Raw genomic sequence first — 19,251 nt, 5'->3', positions numbered from 1 at the left:
AATAGGGGAAAGCGCTTAGCACTTCCCCCCATGGTGTTTATAAACAACCTGTTACAGGTAGCTATTATTCGATAGTACGCTTAACTTCAACGATTTCGAATACTTCGATTTGGTCGCCTGGGCGAACATCGTTGTAGTTCTTAACGCCGATACCACACTCGTAGCCTTTAGCGACTTCGTTAACGTCATCTTTAAAGCGACGCAGTGACTCTAGCTCACCTTCATAGATAACAACGTTATCACGCAGAACGCGGATTGGGTTGTTACGCTTGATGGTACCTTCAGAAACGATACAGCCTGCAATTGCACCAATCTTAGGTGACTTGAAGACTTCACGTACTTCAGCCAGACCCATGATTTCTTGTTTGAACTCAGGCGCAAGCATACCGCTCATCGCTTGTTTCACTTCATCAATCAGGGCGTAGATCACTGAGTAGTAACGTAGATCCAAGCTTTCTGCTTCGATAGTCTTACGCGCTGATGCATCTGCACGAACGTTAAAGCCTACCAAAATTGCATTTGACGCAGCGGCCAGCACAGCATCAGTTTCAGTGATTGCACCAACACCTGAACCAACGATCTTCACTTTCACTTCATCAGTTGAAAGTTTAACCAGTGAATCAGCAATCGCTTCAACAGAACCTTGTACATCAGCTTTCAGTACAATGTTCAGCTCAGACACTTCGCCTTCAGTCATGTTAGAGAACATGTTCTCCAACTTAGCTTTCTGCTGGCGAGCCAGTTTAACATCGCGGAATTTACCTTGACGATACAGGGCAACTTCACGTGCTTTACGCTCATCACGAACAACGGTCGCTTCGTCACCCGCTTGTGGTACACCTGATAGACCCAGGATTTCCACAGGGATAGACGGACCAGCCTCTTCAACGTCTTTACCGTTCTCATCGCGCATTGCACGAACACGGCCATATTCCAGACCACACAGAACGATATCGCCTTTCTTCAGCGTACCTTCTTGAACCAGAACAGTTGCAACTGGGCCACGGCCCTTGTCGAGACGTGATTCGATAACCACACCGCTTGCCATGCTGTCACGTACGGCTTGAAGTTCAAGAACTTCAGATTGAAGCAAGATAGCTTCCAACAGCTCATCGATATTAAGACCTTGCTTAGCTGAAACATGAACGAACATGTTTTCGCCGCCCCAATCTTCTGACATAACGTTGTGCTGAGACAGTTCGTTTTTCACTTGATCTGGGTTTGCTGCTTCTTTATCAATCTTGTTCACTGCAACGATAAGTGGCACATCGGCCGCTTTTGCGTGCTGGATAGCTTCGACAGTTTGTGGCATTACGCCATCATCTGCTGCAACAACCAGAACAACGATATCTGTTGCTTTCGCACCACGTGCACGCATTGATGTAAACGCTGCGTGTCCTGGAGTATCCAAGAAGGTGATCATGCCGTTTGGCGTTTCAACGTGGTATGCACCGATGTGCTGAGTAATACCACCCGCTTCGCCTGAAGCAACATGCGCTTTACGAATGTAGTCAAGTAGCGACGTTTTACCGTGGTCAACGTGACCCATGATAGTAACAACTGGTGCACGTGGTTCACGTTTTGCACTGTCATCACGATCCAGCATGACCGCTTCTTCAAGTTCGTTCTCTTTACGAAGAACAACTTTGTGACCCATTTCTTCTGCAACAAGTGCTGCAGTTTCTTGGTCGATAACTTGGTTGATGGTTGCCATAGCACCCATCTTCATCATGGTCTTGATAACTTCGGTAGCTTTAATAGCCATCTTGTTAGCCAGTTCAGCAACAGTGACCGTTTCACCGATCTCTACATCACGGTTAACTTTCTGTACTGGTTTCTGGAAACCATGCTGCATAGACGTCGGCTTGGACATGCGTCCTTTTAGCTTACCGCCTCTACCGCCACGACCGCGATTCGCAGATGAATCGTCTTTGTCTTGTGCTGACTTTTTCTTCTTACGGCGACGTGGAGCGGCTTCTTGGCGGCGATCCGCTTCGTCTTCTGCTTCACGTGCATGTTGGAAAGTTGTAACGTGATGATCGGTTGCTTCCATTACATCTGCTACCACTTCTTGCTTACTCCAACGCTCTTCATTCAATTCTGCCATTTTGCGTGCCTCTTCTAGCTGGCGCTGACTTTCTTCTTCAGCTCTACGCTTGGCTTCCTCTTCCTGGCGACGCTTGAGTTCATCAGCTTCATTTTTTGCTTGCGACTCTGCCGCTTCACGAGATGCTCTTTGTTCAGAGTTCTCATTCAACGCTTTAGATTTTTCAGTCGCAACGCGTGCTTTTTCTTCAGCGTCGCGCTTAGCTTTCTCTTCAGCTTCGCGTTTTGCTTTTTCTTCGGCTTCTCGCTTCGCTGTTTCTTCAGCGGCGCGACGGGCTTTTTCCTCAGCCTCTCGCTGTGCTGCTTCTTCAGCTTCACGTTGTGCTGCTTCCTGCACTACACGTTGTTCTTCGAGGTCGCTGCGCTTCACGTAGGTACGTTTCTTACGCACTTCTACCTGAACATCCTTACTCTTTCCGCCAGCACCTGAAACACTCAATGTGCTGCGTTTTTTGCGCTGTAACGTCAGTCGAGTTGGAGCGCTACCATCGTCGCCGTGCTCACGTTTCAGGTGAGAAAGCAAAGTTTGCTTCTCATCTTGGCTTACGCTGTCTTCTGCCGACTTTTGAATACCGGCATCTTGAAATTGCTTAAGCAAACGATCTACCGGCGTATCGATCTCGCTCGCCAGTGCTTTAACTGTAACCTCTGACATTCTGCTCCTCCTTTGCTGCGCTTAAGCTTCGTCGCTGAACCAGCAAATATTGCGCGCAGCCATAATAAGCTCGCCCGCTTTAACTTCATCCATTTCCTCGATATCAAGAAGATCATCAGTGCCTTGGTCAGCCAGATCTTCCAATGTACAGATGCCTTTTGCTGCTAGGCGGAACGCCATATCACGCTCCAAACCTTCCAGACCCAATAGGTCTTCAGCGGGCTCTGCACCGTCAAGGATTTCTTCTTTCGCCAGTGCGATAGTGGTCAGTGCTTCTTTTGCACGGCTACGTAGTTCTTCAACGGTATCTTCATCAAGACCGTTGACTTCCATCAGCTCTGCAGCTGGTACGTAAGCAACTTCTTCCAATGTGGTGAAACCTTCTTCAACCAACATTGCTGCGAAATCTTCGTCGATATCCAGGTGCTTACTGAACAGTTCAATAGACTGGCCAGCTTCTTCCTGGTGTTTCTTCTTCAGATCATCAACAGTCATGACGTTCAACACCCAACCCGTAAGTTGAGATGCTAGACGTACGTTTTGACCGTTACGACCGATAGCTTGCGCTAAGTTGTCCGCTTCGACAGCGATATCCATAGTATGGGTATCTTCGTCTACGATAATAGACGCAACTTCCGCTGGTGCCATCGCGTTGATAACAAGTTGTGCAGGGTTATCATCCCACAAAACGATATCGATACGCTCACCACCAAGTTCACCTGAAACAGCTTGAACACGCGCGCCACGCATACCAACACACGCACCAACAGGGTCAATACGCTTGTCATTCGTCTTCACGGCAATTTTTGCACGTGAGCCAGGATCACGGGCTGCGCCCATGATCTCAATCATTTCTTCGCCAACTTCTGGCACTTCAATGCGGAACAGTTCGATCAGCATTTCAGACTTAGAGCGAGTCATGAACAATTGGAAGCCACGGGCTTCAGGACGCACAGCATACAGCAAACCGCGCACGCGGTCGCCTGGACGGAAATTTTCACGTGGTAATTGATCGTCACGTTGGATTGCCGCTTCTGCGTTGTTGCCCAAATCAACGATGATCAAATCACGGTTGACCTTCTTGACAATACCAGTGATTAGCTCACCTTCATTGTCCATGAACTGCTCAACGACTTGTTCGCGCTCAGCTTCTCGTACCTTTTGTACGATAACTTGCTTCGCTGTTTGCGTCGTGATTCGGTCAAACGTAACAGATTCGATGTCGTCTTCAACATAACCACCAAGCTCAAGCGTTTCGTCATCGAATTGCGCTGCTTCCAAGGTGATTTCACGTGTTGGCATGGTAACTTCGTCAACCACTAACCAACGACGGAAAGTTTCGACCTCGCCAGTTTTGCGGTCGATAACAACGCGGACTTCAATTTCTGCTTCGTATTTCTTTTTCGTGGCCGTTGCCAAAGCTGTTTCCAACGCTTCAAAAATGCGCTCGCGGGGAACTGCTTTTTCATTGGATACCGCTTCTACGACAGCCAAGATTTCTTTGTTCATGAACTAATGCCTCATTTAAGCTTAAAATGAAGGAACCAGGTTTGCCTTGGCGATATTGCTCAGGGCGAACGCTTCTTCGTTGCCATCGACGCTGATGGTCACAGTCTCACCATCCACGGAAAGAATATTACCTTTCCACTTGCGGCGGTTTTGCATAGCCATTTTAAGCACTACGTTGACTTCATGGCCGATAAAACGCTGATAATGTGCAGCGTTAAAAAGTGGTCGCTCCAAACCCGGAGATGAAACTTCGAGATTGTAAGCTACTGTAATTGGATCTTCGACGTCCATGACCGCACTAACCTGACGGCTCACTTCTGCACAGCTTTCAACCGTAATACCATTTTCATGATCAATAAAGACCCGAAGGGTTGAGTGCTGCCCAGCGCGAACAAATTCAAGCCCTACAAGCTCATAGTCCAACGCCGCTACAGGCGCTTCAAGCATAGCGAAAAGCTGTTTTTCTAGTCCTGTCATACAAACCCCAGAAATAAAAAAAGGGCTAAAAAGCCCAGTTATTTGTTCGAATGGTCATCTTCAGATAATAAAAAACCCCGAATCTCGGGGTTTAATGCAACTGGACCCTGTGCCATGGTTTCCCATAACCAGCGACTGTTTTGGTCTCACTAAACAATCGCCGTAAAGTGGTTGCGGGGGCCGGATTTGAACCGACGACCTTCGGGTTATGAGCCCGACGAGCTACCAAACTGCTCCACCCCGCGTCCGATGGCGACATTATATCGTCGCCTCACACACTAATACAAGCACTGTGAACCCTAATAGGGATTTTAAATTGGTGCCGAGAGCGGGACTTGAACCCGCATGCCTATACAGGCACTACCCCCTCAAGATAGCGTGTCTACCAATTTCACCACCTCGGCAAATCTTTTCTTAGTTAGGGATGTCGCTGTTGCCACTTGTCGTAGCGGGAACATCACCTGCCTGCGTCTGCTCAGTTAGCGGCACACTCAGGTCTTCATACTCACTACCCGTTTGGATCTGGTGAGATGTTAAGTTACCCAGCACAAGGCTAAGTATAAAAAATACAGTTGCGAATATCGCAGTCATTCGGGTCAGAAAGTTTCCAGAGCCGCCAGAGCCAAATACAGTACTTGATGCCCCAGCCCCGAAAGAGGCTCCCATATCTGCGCCTTTACCTTGTTGAACCAAAACCAGGCCAATAACACCGAGCGCGGCCAACAGATAAATCACAAGTAGAATTTCGTACATGGGTTCCACCTATGTTCCAAATTGTTGAGCCAGCTGACATTTAAGTTCACTAGCGCAACTCCCATCATTGGGAGCGAGAGAATACTAACGAATGCCAGCAGGTGAAACAAGAGAAAAATGCAAAAAAACAGCACTTTTCCTCGCGTTTGCACATCTTCTAACCAAACTGTCTCTCTCGCCCAATGTCGTTTTATGTATCAGCGGTATGTGCGATTAGCAGTTCGCTTTCACAGCGTCTGCAATCTCAAACGCATAGGCTTGGACATCTTCCGCATTTTCGCCTTCCACCATAACGCGTATGAGGGGCTCAGTACCCGACTTACGAAGCAATACGCGGCCTGTATCACCCAGTTTCGACTCGACAGATGCTTTTGCCGCTAACACGGCTTCGGATTCAAGCGGGTCGCTAGTGCCTTTGAAACGAACGTTCTCTAACACTTGTGGGAACATACTCATGCCTTCACACAGTGTTTTCAAACTCATTCCAGTGCCAACGACGCTCGCCAGCACTTGCAATGCTGCCACAATGGCGTCGCCAGTGGTGACCTTATCCAAAAGAATAACGTGACCTGAATTTTCAGCGCCAATTTTCCAGCCTTTTTCAAGTAGCTGTTCCATGACATAGCGGTCGCCTACTTTGGCACGGGTAAACGGAATACCAAGGTTTTTTAACGCCACTTCCATGCCCATATTGGTCATGAGTGTACCGACAACACCGCCCTTCAATTCGCCACGACGCAGAGATTCACGAGCAATAATATACGCAATCTGGTCGCCATCCACTTTGTTGCCTTCGTGGTCAACCATGATCACGCGATCGCCATCACCATCAAAGGCAATGCCAAGAAGGGCTTCTTCTTCAACTACGCGTTTTTGAAGGGCGCGTACGTCAGTTGCACCGACTTCGGCGTTAATGTTAATGCCGTTAGGTTCAACACCCATAGCGATGACATCGGCACCCAGTTCAGAAAATACGGAAGGGGCAATGTGATAGGTTGCGCCATGGGCGCAGTCAATCACAATTTTCATTCCCTTAAGGCTCATTTCTGAAGGAAAAGTCCCTTTACAAAACTCAATATAACGGCCCGCTGCATCGACAATTCGCTTAGCTTTACCCAACAAGGCTGACTCTACACAGGTCAGCGGCTTTTCCAATTCAGCTTCAATAGCCAGCTCAATCGCATCAGGTAGCTTGGTACCTTCTGATGAGAAGAATTTGATGCCGTTATCGTAATAAGGATTGTGAGACGCAGAAATCACGATCCCCGCTTCGGCGCGGAAGGTTTGAGTGAGGTAGGCAATCGCTGGCGTTGGCATTGGCCCTGTAAACGCAGCTTGAAGACCCGCAGCAGATAGGCCAGCTTCAAGTGCGGACTCCAGCATGTAACCAGAGATGCGCGTGTCTTTACCAATCAAGACCTTTTTCGTGCCCTGCTGGCTCAATACACGCCCTGCTGCCCAGCCAAGCTTCATAATGAAATCTGGCGTGATCGGGAATTCACCCACTTTGCCGCGCACACCGTCGGTGCCGAAATATTTACGTTCTGTCATTGTGTTTCTCCAAATAAAGCCGCTGCTTCGTTCATCATTTTGACGACATGAACAACGTCAGAGGTCTCTTTCACGTCATGTACGCGAATGATCTGAGCCCCTTTCATTGCAGCGATGGTGGCGCAAGCTAAACTGCCCCCGAGAACATCGGTAGGCGCTTTATCCAAAAGTTTAAAAATCATGGACTTTCTCGACATACCCGCCAGTATTGGCAGCCCATAACGATGAAAAACCTCCAGCTGTGAAAGCAGTTGGTAGTTATGTGTCAAGGTCTTACCAAACCCAAAACCAGGGTCTAGTATCAGCTTGTCTTTCGCTATACCTGCGATTTCACAAGCCTCAATACGTTGTTCGAAAAACTGATGAATATCATCCAGTAAATTCGTATAGATTGGGTTAGATTGCATGGAACGTGGCTGACCTTGCATATGCATTAAACACACAGGCACGCCAGCATTTGCAGCTGCTTGAAGGGCTCCCTCTTCTTGCAGCGCTCTTACATCGTTAATCAGATCAGCCCCGACAGCCGTCGCCTCACGCATCACATTGGCTTTGCTGGTATCAATAGAAATCCAACAATTAAAACGTGTGCGGATCGCTTCAATAGCAGGTACAACCCGAGATAATTCTTCATCTTCTGACACGTCTGCTGCGCCAGGTCGCGTTGATTCCCCACCAATATCCAGAATAGACGCTCCAGCCGTTAACATGGCTTCTGCATGAAACAATGCAGCATCTAACTGGTTGAATCTCCCTCCATCAGAGAAAGAGTCAGGTGTTACGTTGAGGATCCCCATCACTTGAGGGGTAGAAAGATCTATCACTTTGGATTTGCAGATGAGTTTCATGAATGGACTTTGTTCGGTTCGAGAATTTATAGCAGATAAAAGAAAAACCCCGAATTAATTCGGGGTTTTGCGATATTTCGATTCAATTACGCTTCCGACTTGTTATCTGGGTCTACGGGCTTATTGCCTGCATCCAAATTGTCAGAGGATGGCGGAACATCTGAGGCCACTTCTGCGTCTGGCGTCTTCGGTGTGTTATCTGAATTATCAGAATCCGAAGCAGTCCAGCCAGCAGGTTCACGAACAGGACGTCGTTCCATCAAATCATCGATTTGACCCGCATCGATCGTTTCATATTTCATCAATGCATCTTTCATTGCATGCATGATGTCCATGTTATCTTCGATGAGTTTGCGCGCACGCAGATAGTTACGGTCAATCAATTCGCGAATTTCACTGTCAATAAGACGCGCTGTTTCATCTGAGACGTGCTTGGATTTAGCCACAGAACGACCAAGGAAAACTTCGCCTTCATCATCAGCGTATAGCAATGGACCTAACTTCTCTGAGAAGCCCCATTGCGTCACCATCTTACGGGCAATATCCGTAGCGCGTTCAATGTCGTTCGATGCACCGGTTGAAACGTTGTCGAAACCGTAAACAATCTCTTCAGCCAAACGACCGCCATACAAACTTGAAATCATTGATTCAAGGTGTAAACGAGACATGCTCACACGGTCAGTCTCAGGCAGATACATGGTCACACCCAACGCACGACCGCGCGGAATGATTGAGACTTTGTAAACAGGATCGTGCTCTGGCACGAGGCGACCCACAACGGCGTGGCCTGCTTCATGGTAAGCCGTTGATTCTTTCGTCTCTTCGGTCAGTACCATGGACTTACGCTCAGCGCCCATCATGATTTTGTCTTTGGCCAGTTCGAATTCAGTCATCGACACAACACGCTTATTACCACGGGCTGCAAACAATGCTGCTTCGTTAACCAGGTTTGCCAAATCTGCACCAGAGAAACCAGGTGTGCCACGTGCAATCAGCGATGCTTCCACGTCGCTACCCAATGGCACCTTACGCATGTGAACTTTAAGAATCTGCTCACGACCGCGAACATCCGGTAGACCAACAACAACCTGACGGTCAAAACGACCTGGACGCAGAAGCGCTGGGTCAAGAACGTCTGGACGGTTAGTCGCTGCGATAACGATGATACCTTCGTTACCTTCAAAGCCATCCATTTCAACCAGCATCTGGTTAAGGGTTTGCTCACGCTCGTCGTGACCACCACCTAAACCCGCACCACGTTGACGGCCAACGGCATCAATTTCATCGATAAAGATGATACATGGTGATGATTTCTTCGCTTGCTCGAACATGTCACGCACACGAGATGCACCCACACCCACGAACATTTCAACGAAATCAGAACCTGAAATAGTAAAGAATGGGACTTTGGCTTCACCCGCAATGGCTTTTGCCAGTAGCGTTTTACCTGTACCTGGAGGACCCACCATTAGAACACCCGTCGGAATTTTACCGCCGAGTTTCTGGAAACGGCTTGGATCACGCAGGTAATCCACCAACTCTTTAACGTCTTCTTTTGCTTCATCACAGCCAGCAACATCTGCAAACGTCGTTTTGATTTGATCTTCACTCATCATACGAGCTTTAGACTTACCAAAAGACATTGCACCTTTGCCGCCGCCGCCTTGCATCTGACGCATGAAGAAAATCCACACACCAATAAGCAGAAGCATTGGGAACCAAGAGATGAAAATAGATGCAAGAATGCTTGGTTCTTCAGGTGGCGTACCGCGAACCTGAACTTTAGAGTTAATCAAGTCGTCCAGCAATTTTGGATCTTGGAGAACAGGCATGTAAGTGACATAGCTCGTGCCATCACGACGTGTCACTTTCAGTTCGCGATTATCGAACTGTACATCCTGTAGTTTATCCTGTCCTATTTCTTGGACGAACGTTGTGTAGTCGACTTGACGGCCCGCGCTGTCGCCTGGTCCAAAACTCTGGAACACAGACATTAGAACAACAGCGATAACCAGCCATAAAATCAAGTTTTTTGCCATGTCACTCAAGGTGTTAGCCCCGCGGAAACTTTAGTAATAATAGTAGAGTACTACAGTTTATAACCTGTAGCCACAATGTAGACCTCACGCGAGCGCGCGCGGGAGGAATCTGGTTTGCGGATTTTCACCGCTTTAAACATTTTACGTACTTCAGCCAAATATTGATCAAAGCCTTCCCCTTGGAATACCTTAACAATAAATGCGCCATCACGAGCCAAAACTTCTTGGCACATACTCAGCGCCAACTCAACCAGATACATAGCACGAGGTTGATCTGACGCTTGGTTACCACTCATGTTTGGTGCCATATCTGACATCACCACATCCACCATATCTGGCTGGATACGATCTAGCAACGCGTTTAGCACCGCCTCTTCACGGAAATCTCCTTGCAGGAAACTGACACCTGGCAAGGAGTCCATAGGAAGAATGTCACAAGCAATGACCTGTCCATTATCTCCGACCTGTTCAACAGCATATTGAGACCACCCCCCAGGGGCTGCCCCCAAATCGACCACTGTCATACCGGGTTTCAATAACTTATCTTTACCTTGGATTTCATCAAGTTTAAAAATTGCTCGGGAACGAAAGCCTTTTTTCTGGGCTTCTTGAACATATTTATCATCAAAATGTTCTTTCAACCAACGACCAGAACTCGCTGAGTGTTTCTTTTTGCTCATGTTTTACCTAGCCCTTAATTCAGTCGTTAACTTCAAACAGACGGTTTAGAGGGATATTTGTTCAGTTTGATTAGAGATGGCGGTAGAATGTCACGTTTTCAACCCCGATAAAACAACAAATCGAGTCAACATGAATCTAAGCACAAAACAAAAGCAGTATCTAAAAGGTCTGGCACATAATCTTAAACCTGTCGTTCTGATGGGTGCCAATGGCCTAACAGAAGCCGTGCTTGCTGAGATTGAAATCGCTCTCGATCACCACGAACTGATCAAGGTTAAAGTTGCGTCTGAAGACCGCGACACTAAGAACCTGATTGTAGAAGCAATTGTTCGTGAAACTAAGGCAGAGAAAGTCCAAGTCATCGGTAAGGTACTTGTTCTATATCGTCAAAGCCAAGAGCGTAAAATCGAACTACCACGCAAATAAAAGAAGGCCGCTTAGCGGCCTTCTGTGTTTTCACGCCTGTAATACTCGCTAACAGTTTTCACTGTTAGACATTCCGCACTACACGTACTTAACACCACCAATTTCAAATTCTTTTACGCCACCAGGCGTGGTGATAGACACTTCATCACCTTCTTCTTTACCAATCAGCCCACGCGCGATCGGGGAATTTACAGAAATCAGATTTTTCTTAATATTAGCTTCGTCATCACCAACAATCTGATAAGTCAGTTCATTGTCAGTATTGATGTCTATCAGCGATACTGTTGAACCGAAAATAACCTTCCCGTTGTTAGGGATTTTTGAAATATCGATAACTTGAGCGACTGACAGCTTGTATTCAATGTCGCGAATTTGTGCTTCGCAGATGCCCTGCTCTTCACGTGCGGCGTGATACTCAGCATTCTCTTTAAGATCGCCAAGTTCTCTCGCTTCACCAATCGCCTGAGTAATAATTGGACGACGTTTCAGTAAGCGAGCTAGCTCTATACGAAGCTGCTGCTCGCCAAGAACAGTCATGGGTACCTTATCCATAAATGACATTACCTCTGTGTCCAAAACCTTGTGTTTTGGAATAACAAAACCCCGCCCAAGCAAAGGTATGAGCGCGGAAAACGAATATTTATACCCTCAGTGTAAACAAGTTAGTTGCTCTGGTCACCTACGATTTTGGTCGCGCAGGTGCTTGAGCGCTCCTGAATGGCATAGATATAAACAAACACTTGCCACCTAAAAGCCCCTCTACATATCCCTCACGATATTTCCTCGATGCACATCACACAAACAAGAACAAAAACAAATGTTTAGGAAAAATAAAAAACAAAAAATATCTAAAAACACCGCCTAAAATGGAACTTATCAATAAAGTGGCAACACGTTGAAAAATAGGAAATTACAACAAAAAACCCACATAAAAAACAATGTTTTCTATTTGTTTTTTGATCGTTTTACTAACGGTTGCAATTCGGGAGCGGTTACAAACAAGACATCGAGATGTTTGGAGATTACGTCTCGAAAATCATAATCTTATAAAGGACAACATAATGAACAAAAAGTTGATCGCACTTGCTGTTGCTGCTGTAGCTTCTACCTCTGTTTCTGCTGCTGAAGTTTTTAACGACGGCACCTCTAGCCTTTCAATCGGTGGCCGTATCGAAGCACGTGCATTGCTTGTTGATGGTGACATGGATGACAAAAGTCGCGCACGTATGAACATCCTTGGTCAAACCGAGATTGCAGAAAATGTTTACGGTTTTGGCTTCTTCGAGCACGAATACACCACAACTGAAGATGAAGTTCGTTACGGCTTCGCAGGTATCAGCACTGAGTTTGGTAAAGTGGCTTACGGTAAAACTGACGGCTCTTTGGGCATGATCACCGATTTCACCGATATCATGTCTTACCACGGTGCTGGCGCGAGCGCTAAAATCGCCGTTGCTGACCGTATCCAAAACAACCTAGCGTACATGGGTGAGTTCGGTGGCCTGACGGTTAAAGCAAACTACGTAGGCGAAACCACCGATCTTAACGGTGGACTGGTTGTTGACGGTGGTTACTCTATGGGTGCGATATACGCACTAGAGAACGGCCTAGCAATGGGTCTGGGTTATGCTGACCAAGGTAAAGATGCTGTTGTCGCAGGCAAGTCTTACGCAGCTGAAAGCCAAACTGAAGCAGCACTTTCTTACACCATCGGTGACATCTACGTTGCTGCGCTTTACAAAGATGGCGAAAACAAACAATCAGGCGTTAGCACTGACCTGACTGGTTACGAATTGGCTGCTGCTTACACCATGGGCAAAACTAAGTTCACAACCACTTACAACAACGCGGAATCAAAAACAGGTTCTGACAAGTCAAATACCTACGATGCAATCGCAATCGACGCGACGCATTACTTCAACGACAACTTCCGTGCTTACACTTCTTACAACTTCAACCTGCTTGATGCAAACGAAGTTGAAACTAAGAAAGATGCAGAAGACCAATTGGTATTCGGCCTACGTTACGATTTCTAATCTGACTTAAGTTCTTTACTTAAATCAGTATCAAAAACGCCTACCTCCGAGTAGGCGTTTTTTGTACCATACTGAATCTTCCTTCATTGCGGGAACTTCTTATGGCGCGCCTTTTATCTCTAATCGTTTGTTCTCTTTTCTCTGTCACCGCCTTTTCCATTCCCCTCAATAACATTGAGGCTATGCTTCCCGCTGGTAGCCAGCTTGCACTTTCGGTGTTTAACACCAACAGCGGCGAGCAAATCATTGGGCGTGATGATGACATCTTGCTGCCACCCGCCAGCACACAAAAAGTCGTGACCGCACTGGCCGCATCACTTTACCTCCCCCAAGATTTCGCCTTTGAAACCAAAGTGCTTCAATCAGGCAAAGACATTGTTTTTAAGTTTGATGGCGACCCAACGCTGAAGCGCAAAGATCTTCAATTGCTCGTTAGTGCCCTAAAAGCCAAAGGCATTCGTCAAATTCGCGGTGATGTTTGGCTGGATGGTGAAATATTTACGGGATATGAACGCGCCGTTGGTTGGCCATGGGACATTTTGGGCGTTTGCTACAGCGCGCCGTCTTCAGCAATAACGCTAGAACGAAACTGTGTTCAAGGCTCGATCTATAGCGAAAAAAGTAAGCGCCAAACTCGCGTCTTTGTGCCCGAGCACCAACCGATAGAGATAAGTACCAATGCATTGGCGCTGACCACCGATCAGCAAAAAGACCAACATTGCGATTTAGAACTTCACTATGACAACAACAACCACTATCAATTGAGTGGTTGCTTGGCTCACCGCACTAGCCCGCTTCCTCTAAAATTTGCCGTGCAAAATCCACAAAAATACATGAGTGATGTACTCGCCAGTGAGCTAAAGAAAGCCGCTATTTCCGTGAAAGGTAAAATTCGAATCGGCGCGCCAAGCGGCCAACGCAGTTTTATTGCCATGCATAAATCAGCGCCACGCGATGCACTGCTTAATACCATGCTCAAGCGCTCTGACAATCTAATTGCCGACAATATACTCAAAACATTGGGTCATCGTTACTTCGATCAAGCCGGCTCATTCAGCAATGGGGCGGCGGCGATCAAAGCCATATTGAAGCAACAAGCAAACATTGATCTTGATACTGCGGTGATGGTTGATGGGTCGGGATTGTCTCGTAACAATCGCATGACAGCCGCGCAATTGATGGATGTGGTGCAATACGTCTATACACACCCTCAAATTGGCCTGCTGGCCATGTTGCCCGTGTCAGGGGTGGATGGCACATTGAAGTATCGCAGCAGTGTTCGTCATGCACCGCTCAAAAATAAGCTGACAGCGAAAACAGGCTCTTTGTACGGTAGCTATAACCTTGCGGGCATACTGAGAAATGACAAAGGCCAAGATATCCTGGTGGTTCAGCTTGTGACTAACTACCACATTCCCGCATCGGATGATCGCCCCAGCAATGTTGCCAGCCCGATCACCCAATTTGAACGAGAGCTTTATCAAGCGCTGCTTACGTCAAGCCTAACCACGCGTTAATGGTCATAAAGTAAATCGCCATCCCGCTGATATCGACGACAGAGGCCAGCACTGGGCTCACAAGAACGGCGGGATCTAGCTTGAGTTTGCGAGCCACCAATGGCAGCACACCACCTAACGTGGTGGATAGTGTCACTTGGATCACCAATGCGGTACCAATGGCCATCGCAATGTCATTAAGGTGAAAGCCTGCAGGTAACGATGTGGCATCACTAAAAACCAGCACTCTCGTCATAATCACGGCCGCTAGCGCAAACGCGATAATAATCGCCACTCGTACTTCCTTCCACATCACAGCTAGCCATTGAGAAGGGCGAACTTCATTCATGGCCATTGCCCTCACCACTAATGTCGCCGCTTGAGAGCCCGCATTTCCTCCCGCTGCAGCGACCACTGGCATATAAATAGCGAGCAGAACCAACTGAGTGATCGTGTCTTCATAATGTGAAATGATAAGACCAGATAAGATCCCAAGTAACGCCAAACCAACAATCCAGCCAATACGCTGCCTGACATGGTTCATCACAGAATTAGTGAGATAATCTCCGTCGGGTTCAATTTCAGAACTAATCAATCCCAAATCTATCGCGATTTGTCTGCTCCTGACGGTATCCCCCGTTTCCGTTAATGCATCCAATAATTGTCTGACCAAAGCCAGTGGGCAGTAATTCAGCACACCAACAGCTTCAGATACGGGCATGACCAAGAGCAGACGAACTCTCTCTTCCATGGTGTGAATGAGAAATGCATTTTTTGCGGCATCAATTTCATGAGCAGCAAGGTGTGTGTGTTGGCAATCCAACAGTGTTGTGTACATTACCGACATAGCGAATCTCCCGATTGGCAAGTTCCTGACGTAAACGCCTGGTTGAGGGTAACGACCAAAAAATACGAATTTGATGCTCAACAATAAACAGCTAACGCGCATGCTTATCATGAAACTCGTCACTAAAGACTCAACGTCCTTGGTCGTATTTTCACTCTGAATATCGGGGAAGCGCTGGGATTGATGCAGGAAATAGCAATCATTCCGACCGGGCGGTCGAAATGTGGATACACATGAACTTAACCGCTGGGTTTACTGGCCTCCCTGACAACTCGGAGGATGGTCGATAACGTTCATGGTGTTCTCCATCATTGCCGCAGTATTGCGACACGAGCATTTTACGCATCCCCTACCTCATCTCAAGCAAAAAATGTCATCAATCAACAATCAATGCCTAGCTTATTGATGGGCTAAATCACGCCAAAATAAACAATGAAATTCGGTGATGTTTCGCACTATCTGAAACGAATAAGAAATGCCAGAGACAAAAAAGCCCGCCTAAGTAAGGCGGGCAAGGAGGTTATCTAGGCCGGCTTGATGCCGGCTCATTGGTTATAACTTTATATCGTGTATAAGGATTACGCTTTACCGTATTTCTCTGCCACGCGAGCGTGCAACTCTTGCACTGAGTTCACTTTAGACAGATCAGCTGCCGTGTGAGCCATACAAGTTGCGAATGCTGCGTTTAGTGTGGTGGTATAGTTCACTTTCTCAGCCAGTGCGCCACGACGAAGTACTTTTGAATCTTCAATCGCCTGACGACCTTCCGTGGTGTTGATGATGTAGCTGTATTCACCATTCTTGATACGGTCAAGAATATGAGGACGACCTTCATGCACCTTGTTCACCAAGCGAGGGTTAATACCCGCTTCACCAAGCACAACTGCTGTACCGTGTGTTGCATCTAACTCAAAACCTAGCTTGATAAGCTTGGCTGCCAGGTCAACAACACGTTGCTTGTCGTTATTACGAACAGACAGCAGCGCGCGACCTTGGTCGGAATAGGATTTACCACAACCGAGATCCGCTTTCGCAAACGCTTCTGCGAAGGTATCACCCACACCCATCACTTCACCTGTTGAGCGCATTTCTGGGCCTAACAGTGGGTCAACGCCAGGGAACTTGTTAAATGGCAACACCACTTCTTTCACTGAGTAATACGGTGGAATGATTTCCTGCGTGAAACCTTGTGATTCAAGTGATTGACCAGCCATTACACGTGCGGCAATTTTCGCCAGTGGTGCGCCAGTGGCTTTAGACACAAACGGGACAGTACGTGCAGCACGTGGGTTCACTTCAATCAGGTAGACTTCACCGTCTTTCACCGCAAACTGTGTGTTCATCAAGCCACGAACGCCCAGCTCAAGTGCTAGCTTCTCAACTTGGCGACGCATTTCGTCCTGAATCTCTTGGCTCAGAGTATATGCAGGTAATGAACATGCAGAGTCACCGGAGTGAACGCCCGCTTGCTCAATGTGCTCCATGATACCGCCGATAACCACACGCTCACCGTCGCAAATTGCATCTACATCGACTTCGGTCGCGTCATCCAAGAAACGGTCCAGCAATACAGGGGATTCGTTAGAAACACTCACTGCCTCAGCAAAGTATCGGCGCAGATCGCTCTCGTCATAAACGATTTCCATCGCACGGCCACCCAGCACGTAAGAAGGACGAACAACCAATGGGAAGCCAATCTCTTTTGACTTCTCAATCGCCAGTTCCATCGTAGTTACAGTGGCATTTTGTGGGGTTTTCAAACCAAGACGGTCAACCGCTGCTTGGAAGCGCTCACGGTCTTCTGCACGGTCAATGGCATCAGGACTTGTACCAATGATTGGTACGCCTGCCGCTTCTAGTGCACGCGCCAGTTTCAGAGGTGTTTGACCACCGTACTGAACAATCACGCCTTTTGGTTTTTCAACACGCGCGATGGCCAGTACGTCTTCCAAGGTTACAGGTTCGAAGTACAAGCGATCAGACGTGTCATAATCGGTTGAAACCGTTTCAGGGTTACAGTTAACCATGATGGTTTCGTAGCCATCTTCACGCAGCGCGAGCGACGCATGAACACAACAATAATCGAATTCAATGCCTTGGCCGATACGGTTTGGACCGCCGCCAAGAACCATGATTTTGTCTTTGTCAGTAGGGTTCGCTTCGCATTCTTCGTCATAAGTGCTGTACATGTACGCGGTATCAGACGAGAACTCTGCCGCACAAGTATCAACACGCTTGTAGACAGGGTGAATGTCGAATTGGTCGCGCAGCTTGCGGATTTCGCTCTCGCTAACACCCAACAGCTTGCTCAGGCGAGCATCAGCAAAACCTTTGCGCTTCAGTTTACGAAGCACTTCTTTGTTCAGACCCGCGAAGCCATTCTCTTTCACTTCAGCTTCGATTTTGACGATGTCTTCGATCTGAACCAAGAACCAGCGGTCAACGTTTGTCAGCTTAAACACGCCGTCTACCGACATGCCTGCACGGAATGCATCTGCGATGTACCAGATGCGCTCAGCGCCCGCATCTTTTAGCTCATGACGAATTTTGGTCATGGCATCGGGTTCGTCCAGATCAACCATTTCATCAAAGCCTGTCGCGCCAACTTCTAGGCCGCGCAATGCTTTATGCAGTGATTCTTGTTGATTACGACCAATAGCCATGACTTCACCCACAGATTTCATCTGTGTGGTCAGACGGTCATTTGCGCCCACAAATTTCTCGAAGTTAAAACGAGGAATTTTGGTCACAACATAGTCAATTGTTGGTTCAAATGATGCTGGAGTTGCACCGCCAGTGATGTCATTCATCAGCTCATCAAGCGTGAAACCAACCGCCAGTTTTGCCGCGATTTTTGCAATCGGGAAACCCGTCGCTTTTGACGCCAACGCAGAAGAGCGAGAAACACGTGGGTTCATCTCGATGATAACCATACGGCCATCTTTCGGGTTGATACCAAACTGAACATTCGAACCGCCTGTTTCTACGCCAATTTCGCGCAGAACAGCCAAGGATGCATTACGCATCAATTGGTATTCTTTGTCCGTCAGTGTTTGTGCTGGGGCAACGGTGATGGAGTCACCCGTGTGGATGCCCATCGCATCGAAGTTTTCAATCGCACATACGATGATGCAGTTGTCGTTTTTGTCACGAACAACTTCCATCTCGTATTCTTTCCAACCAATCAGAGATTCATCAATGAGAAGCTCGTTGGTAGGAGAAAGATCCAAACCGCGACGACAGATTTCATCGAACTCTTCTTTGTTGTAAGCAATACCACCACCGGTGCCGCCCATGGTGAAAGAAGGACGGATGATGCAAGGAAAACCAACCATATCCAAAACTTTATAAGCTTCTTCCATCGTTTTCGCTGTATCTGCCGTTGGGCATTCCAAACCGATAGACTTCATCGCTTTGTCGAAACGTGAACGGTCTTCTGCTTTATCAATCGCATCAGCCGTTGCACCAATCATTTCCACGCCGAACTCAGCCAGTACGCCGTGTTTTTCCAAATCTAGTGCACAGTTCAGTGCCGTTTGACCACCCATGGTAGGCAGTACAGCATCTGGGCGCTCTTTGGCGATGATGTTACGTACTACTTCCCATTGAATTGGCTCGATGTAGGTCGCATCAGCCATTTCAGGATCAGTCATGATGGTTGCAGGGTTGGAGTTAACCAGAATAACGCGGTAACCCTCTTCACGCAGCGCTTTACACGCCTGCGCACCTGAATAGTCAAACTCACATGCTTGACCGATAACGATTGGGCCTGCACCCAGAATAAGAATACTTTTAATGTCTGTACGTTTTGGCATTCTCTGCTACTC

General features: G+C 47.5%; 14 protein-coding genes and 2 tRNA genes. 3 read left to right on the top strand and 13 right to left on the bottom strand.

Annotated features, from left to right (window positions below; genetic code table 11):
- Positions 1-64 precede the first annotated feature (64 nt).
- The 10 genes from infB to rlmE form a co-directional block, all read right to left on the bottom strand.
- A complete protein-coding gene (gene infB, locus ACED36_RS17175) occupies positions 65-2,761 on the bottom strand; it encodes a translation initiation factor IF-2 (RefSeq protein ID WP_016961660.1) in 2,697 nt (898 codons plus the stop codon).
- 21 nt (positions 2,762-2,782) lie between these two features.
- Complete coding sequence (gene nusA / locus ACED36_RS17170) at positions 2,783-4,270, bottom strand: transcription termination factor NusA (RefSeq protein WP_016961661.1); 1,488 nt, start codon at positions 4,268-4,270, stop codon at positions 2,783-2,785.
- A 21-nt stretch (positions 4,271-4,291) separates the two neighbouring features.
- On the bottom strand, positions 4,292-4,747 hold the full coding sequence (rimP, locus tag ACED36_RS17165; RefSeq protein WP_371733569.1) for a ribosome maturation factor RimP: 456 nt from the start codon (positions 4,745-4,747) through the stop codon (positions 4,292-4,294).
- 168 nt (positions 4,748-4,915) lie between these two features.
- Positions 4,916-4,992: transfer RNA gene (locus tag ACED36_RS17160), tRNA-Met, on the bottom strand.
- 72 nt (positions 4,993-5,064) lie between these two features.
- Positions 5,065-5,151, bottom strand: a tRNA-Leu gene (locus ACED36_RS17155).
- Positions 5,152-5,161: 10 nt separating this feature from the next.
- Positions 5,162-5,500 (bottom strand): preprotein translocase subunit SecG, encoded by a 339-nt coding sequence (gene secG, locus ACED36_RS17150; RefSeq protein ID WP_016961663.1) that lies wholly within the window; start codon positions 5,498-5,500, stop codon positions 5,162-5,164.
- Positions 5,501-5,713: 213 nt separating this feature from the next.
- Positions 5,714-7,051, bottom strand: a complete 1,338-nt coding sequence (gene glmM, locus ACED36_RS17145; RefSeq protein ID WP_017004592.1) for a phosphoglucosamine mutase — start codon at positions 7,049-7,051, stop codon at positions 5,714-5,716.
- Entirely contained in the window at positions 7,048-7,899 is an 852-nt protein-coding gene (gene folP / locus ACED36_RS17140; protein WP_371733568.1) for a dihydropteroate synthase, read from the bottom strand. The genes glmM and folP overlap by 4 nt, the downstream gene beginning before the upstream one ends.
- Before the next feature lie 86 nt (positions 7,900-7,985).
- The gene (ftsH, locus tag ACED36_RS17135) at positions 7,986-9,938 is read right to left on the bottom strand and encodes an ATP-dependent zinc metalloprotease FtsH (RefSeq protein WP_016961666.1); all 1,953 of its coding nucleotides are present in this window, start codon (positions 9,936-9,938) and stop codon (positions 7,986-7,988) included.
- Between the two features lie 50 nt (positions 9,939-9,988).
- A complete protein-coding gene (rlmE, locus tag ACED36_RS17130) occupies positions 9,989-10,618 on the bottom strand; it encodes a 23S rRNA (uridine(2552)-2'-O)-methyltransferase RlmE (protein ID WP_016961667.1) in 630 nt (209 codons plus the stop codon).
- Positions 10,619-10,748: 130 nt separating this feature from the next.
- Here rlmE and yhbY point away from each other — a divergent pair, with 130 nt between their 5' ends.
- Positions 10,749-11,045, top strand: coding sequence for a ribosome assembly RNA-binding protein YhbY (yhbY, locus tag ACED36_RS17125; RefSeq protein ID WP_016961668.1), 297 nt, complete (start codon positions 10,749-10,751; stop codon positions 11,043-11,045).
- Between the two features lie 78 nt (positions 11,046-11,123).
- On the opposite strand, the gene greA is transcribed toward yhbY, so the two are convergent.
- The gene (gene greA / locus ACED36_RS17120; RefSeq protein ID WP_026024021.1) at positions 11,124-11,597 is read right to left on the bottom strand and encodes a transcription elongation factor GreA; all 474 of its coding nucleotides are present in this window, start codon (positions 11,595-11,597) and stop codon (positions 11,124-11,126) included.
- Between the two features lie 509 nt (positions 11,598-12,106).
- Between greA and ACED36_RS17115 the strand changes: the two genes are divergently transcribed.
- Together ACED36_RS17115 and dacB are read left to right on the top strand one after the other, a co-directional pair.
- Entirely contained in the window at positions 12,107-13,081 is a 975-nt protein-coding gene (locus ACED36_RS17115) for a porin (protein WP_371733567.1), read from the top strand.
- A gap of 101 nt (positions 13,082-13,182) precedes the next feature.
- The gene (gene dacB, locus ACED36_RS17110) at positions 13,183-14,598 is read left to right on the top strand and encodes a serine-type D-Ala-D-Ala carboxypeptidase (RefSeq protein WP_371733566.1); all 1,416 of its coding nucleotides are present in this window, start codon (positions 13,183-13,185) and stop codon (positions 14,596-14,598) included.
- Here dacB and ACED36_RS17105 read toward each other — a convergent pair.
- Both ACED36_RS17105 and carB read right to left on the bottom strand, forming a co-directional pair.
- Complete coding sequence (locus ACED36_RS17105) at positions 14,573-15,424, bottom strand: magnesium transporter (RefSeq protein ID WP_371733565.1); 852 nt, start codon at positions 15,422-15,424, stop codon at positions 14,573-14,575. The two genes, dacB and ACED36_RS17105, sit on opposite strands and share 26 nt — an antisense overlap.
- Positions 15,425-16,002: 578 nt before the next feature.
- Positions 16,003-19,239: a carbamoyl-phosphate synthase large subunit gene (carB, locus tag ACED36_RS17100; RefSeq protein WP_016961673.1), complete on the bottom strand. Its 3,237-nt coding sequence runs from the start codon at positions 19,237-19,239 to the stop codon at positions 16,003-16,005.
- Between the last annotated feature and the right edge of the window lie 12 nt (positions 19,240-19,251).

Origin of the sequence: Enterovibrio sp. FF113 (assembly GCF_041439165.1) — a bacterium.
Lineage (GTDB): Bacteria > Pseudomonadota > Gammaproteobacteria > Enterobacterales > Vibrionaceae > Enterovibrio > Enterovibrio norvegicus_A.
The sequence above is the reverse complement of the archived record's forward strand: the minus strand, read 5'-3'. Positions and strand labels throughout refer to the sequence as shown.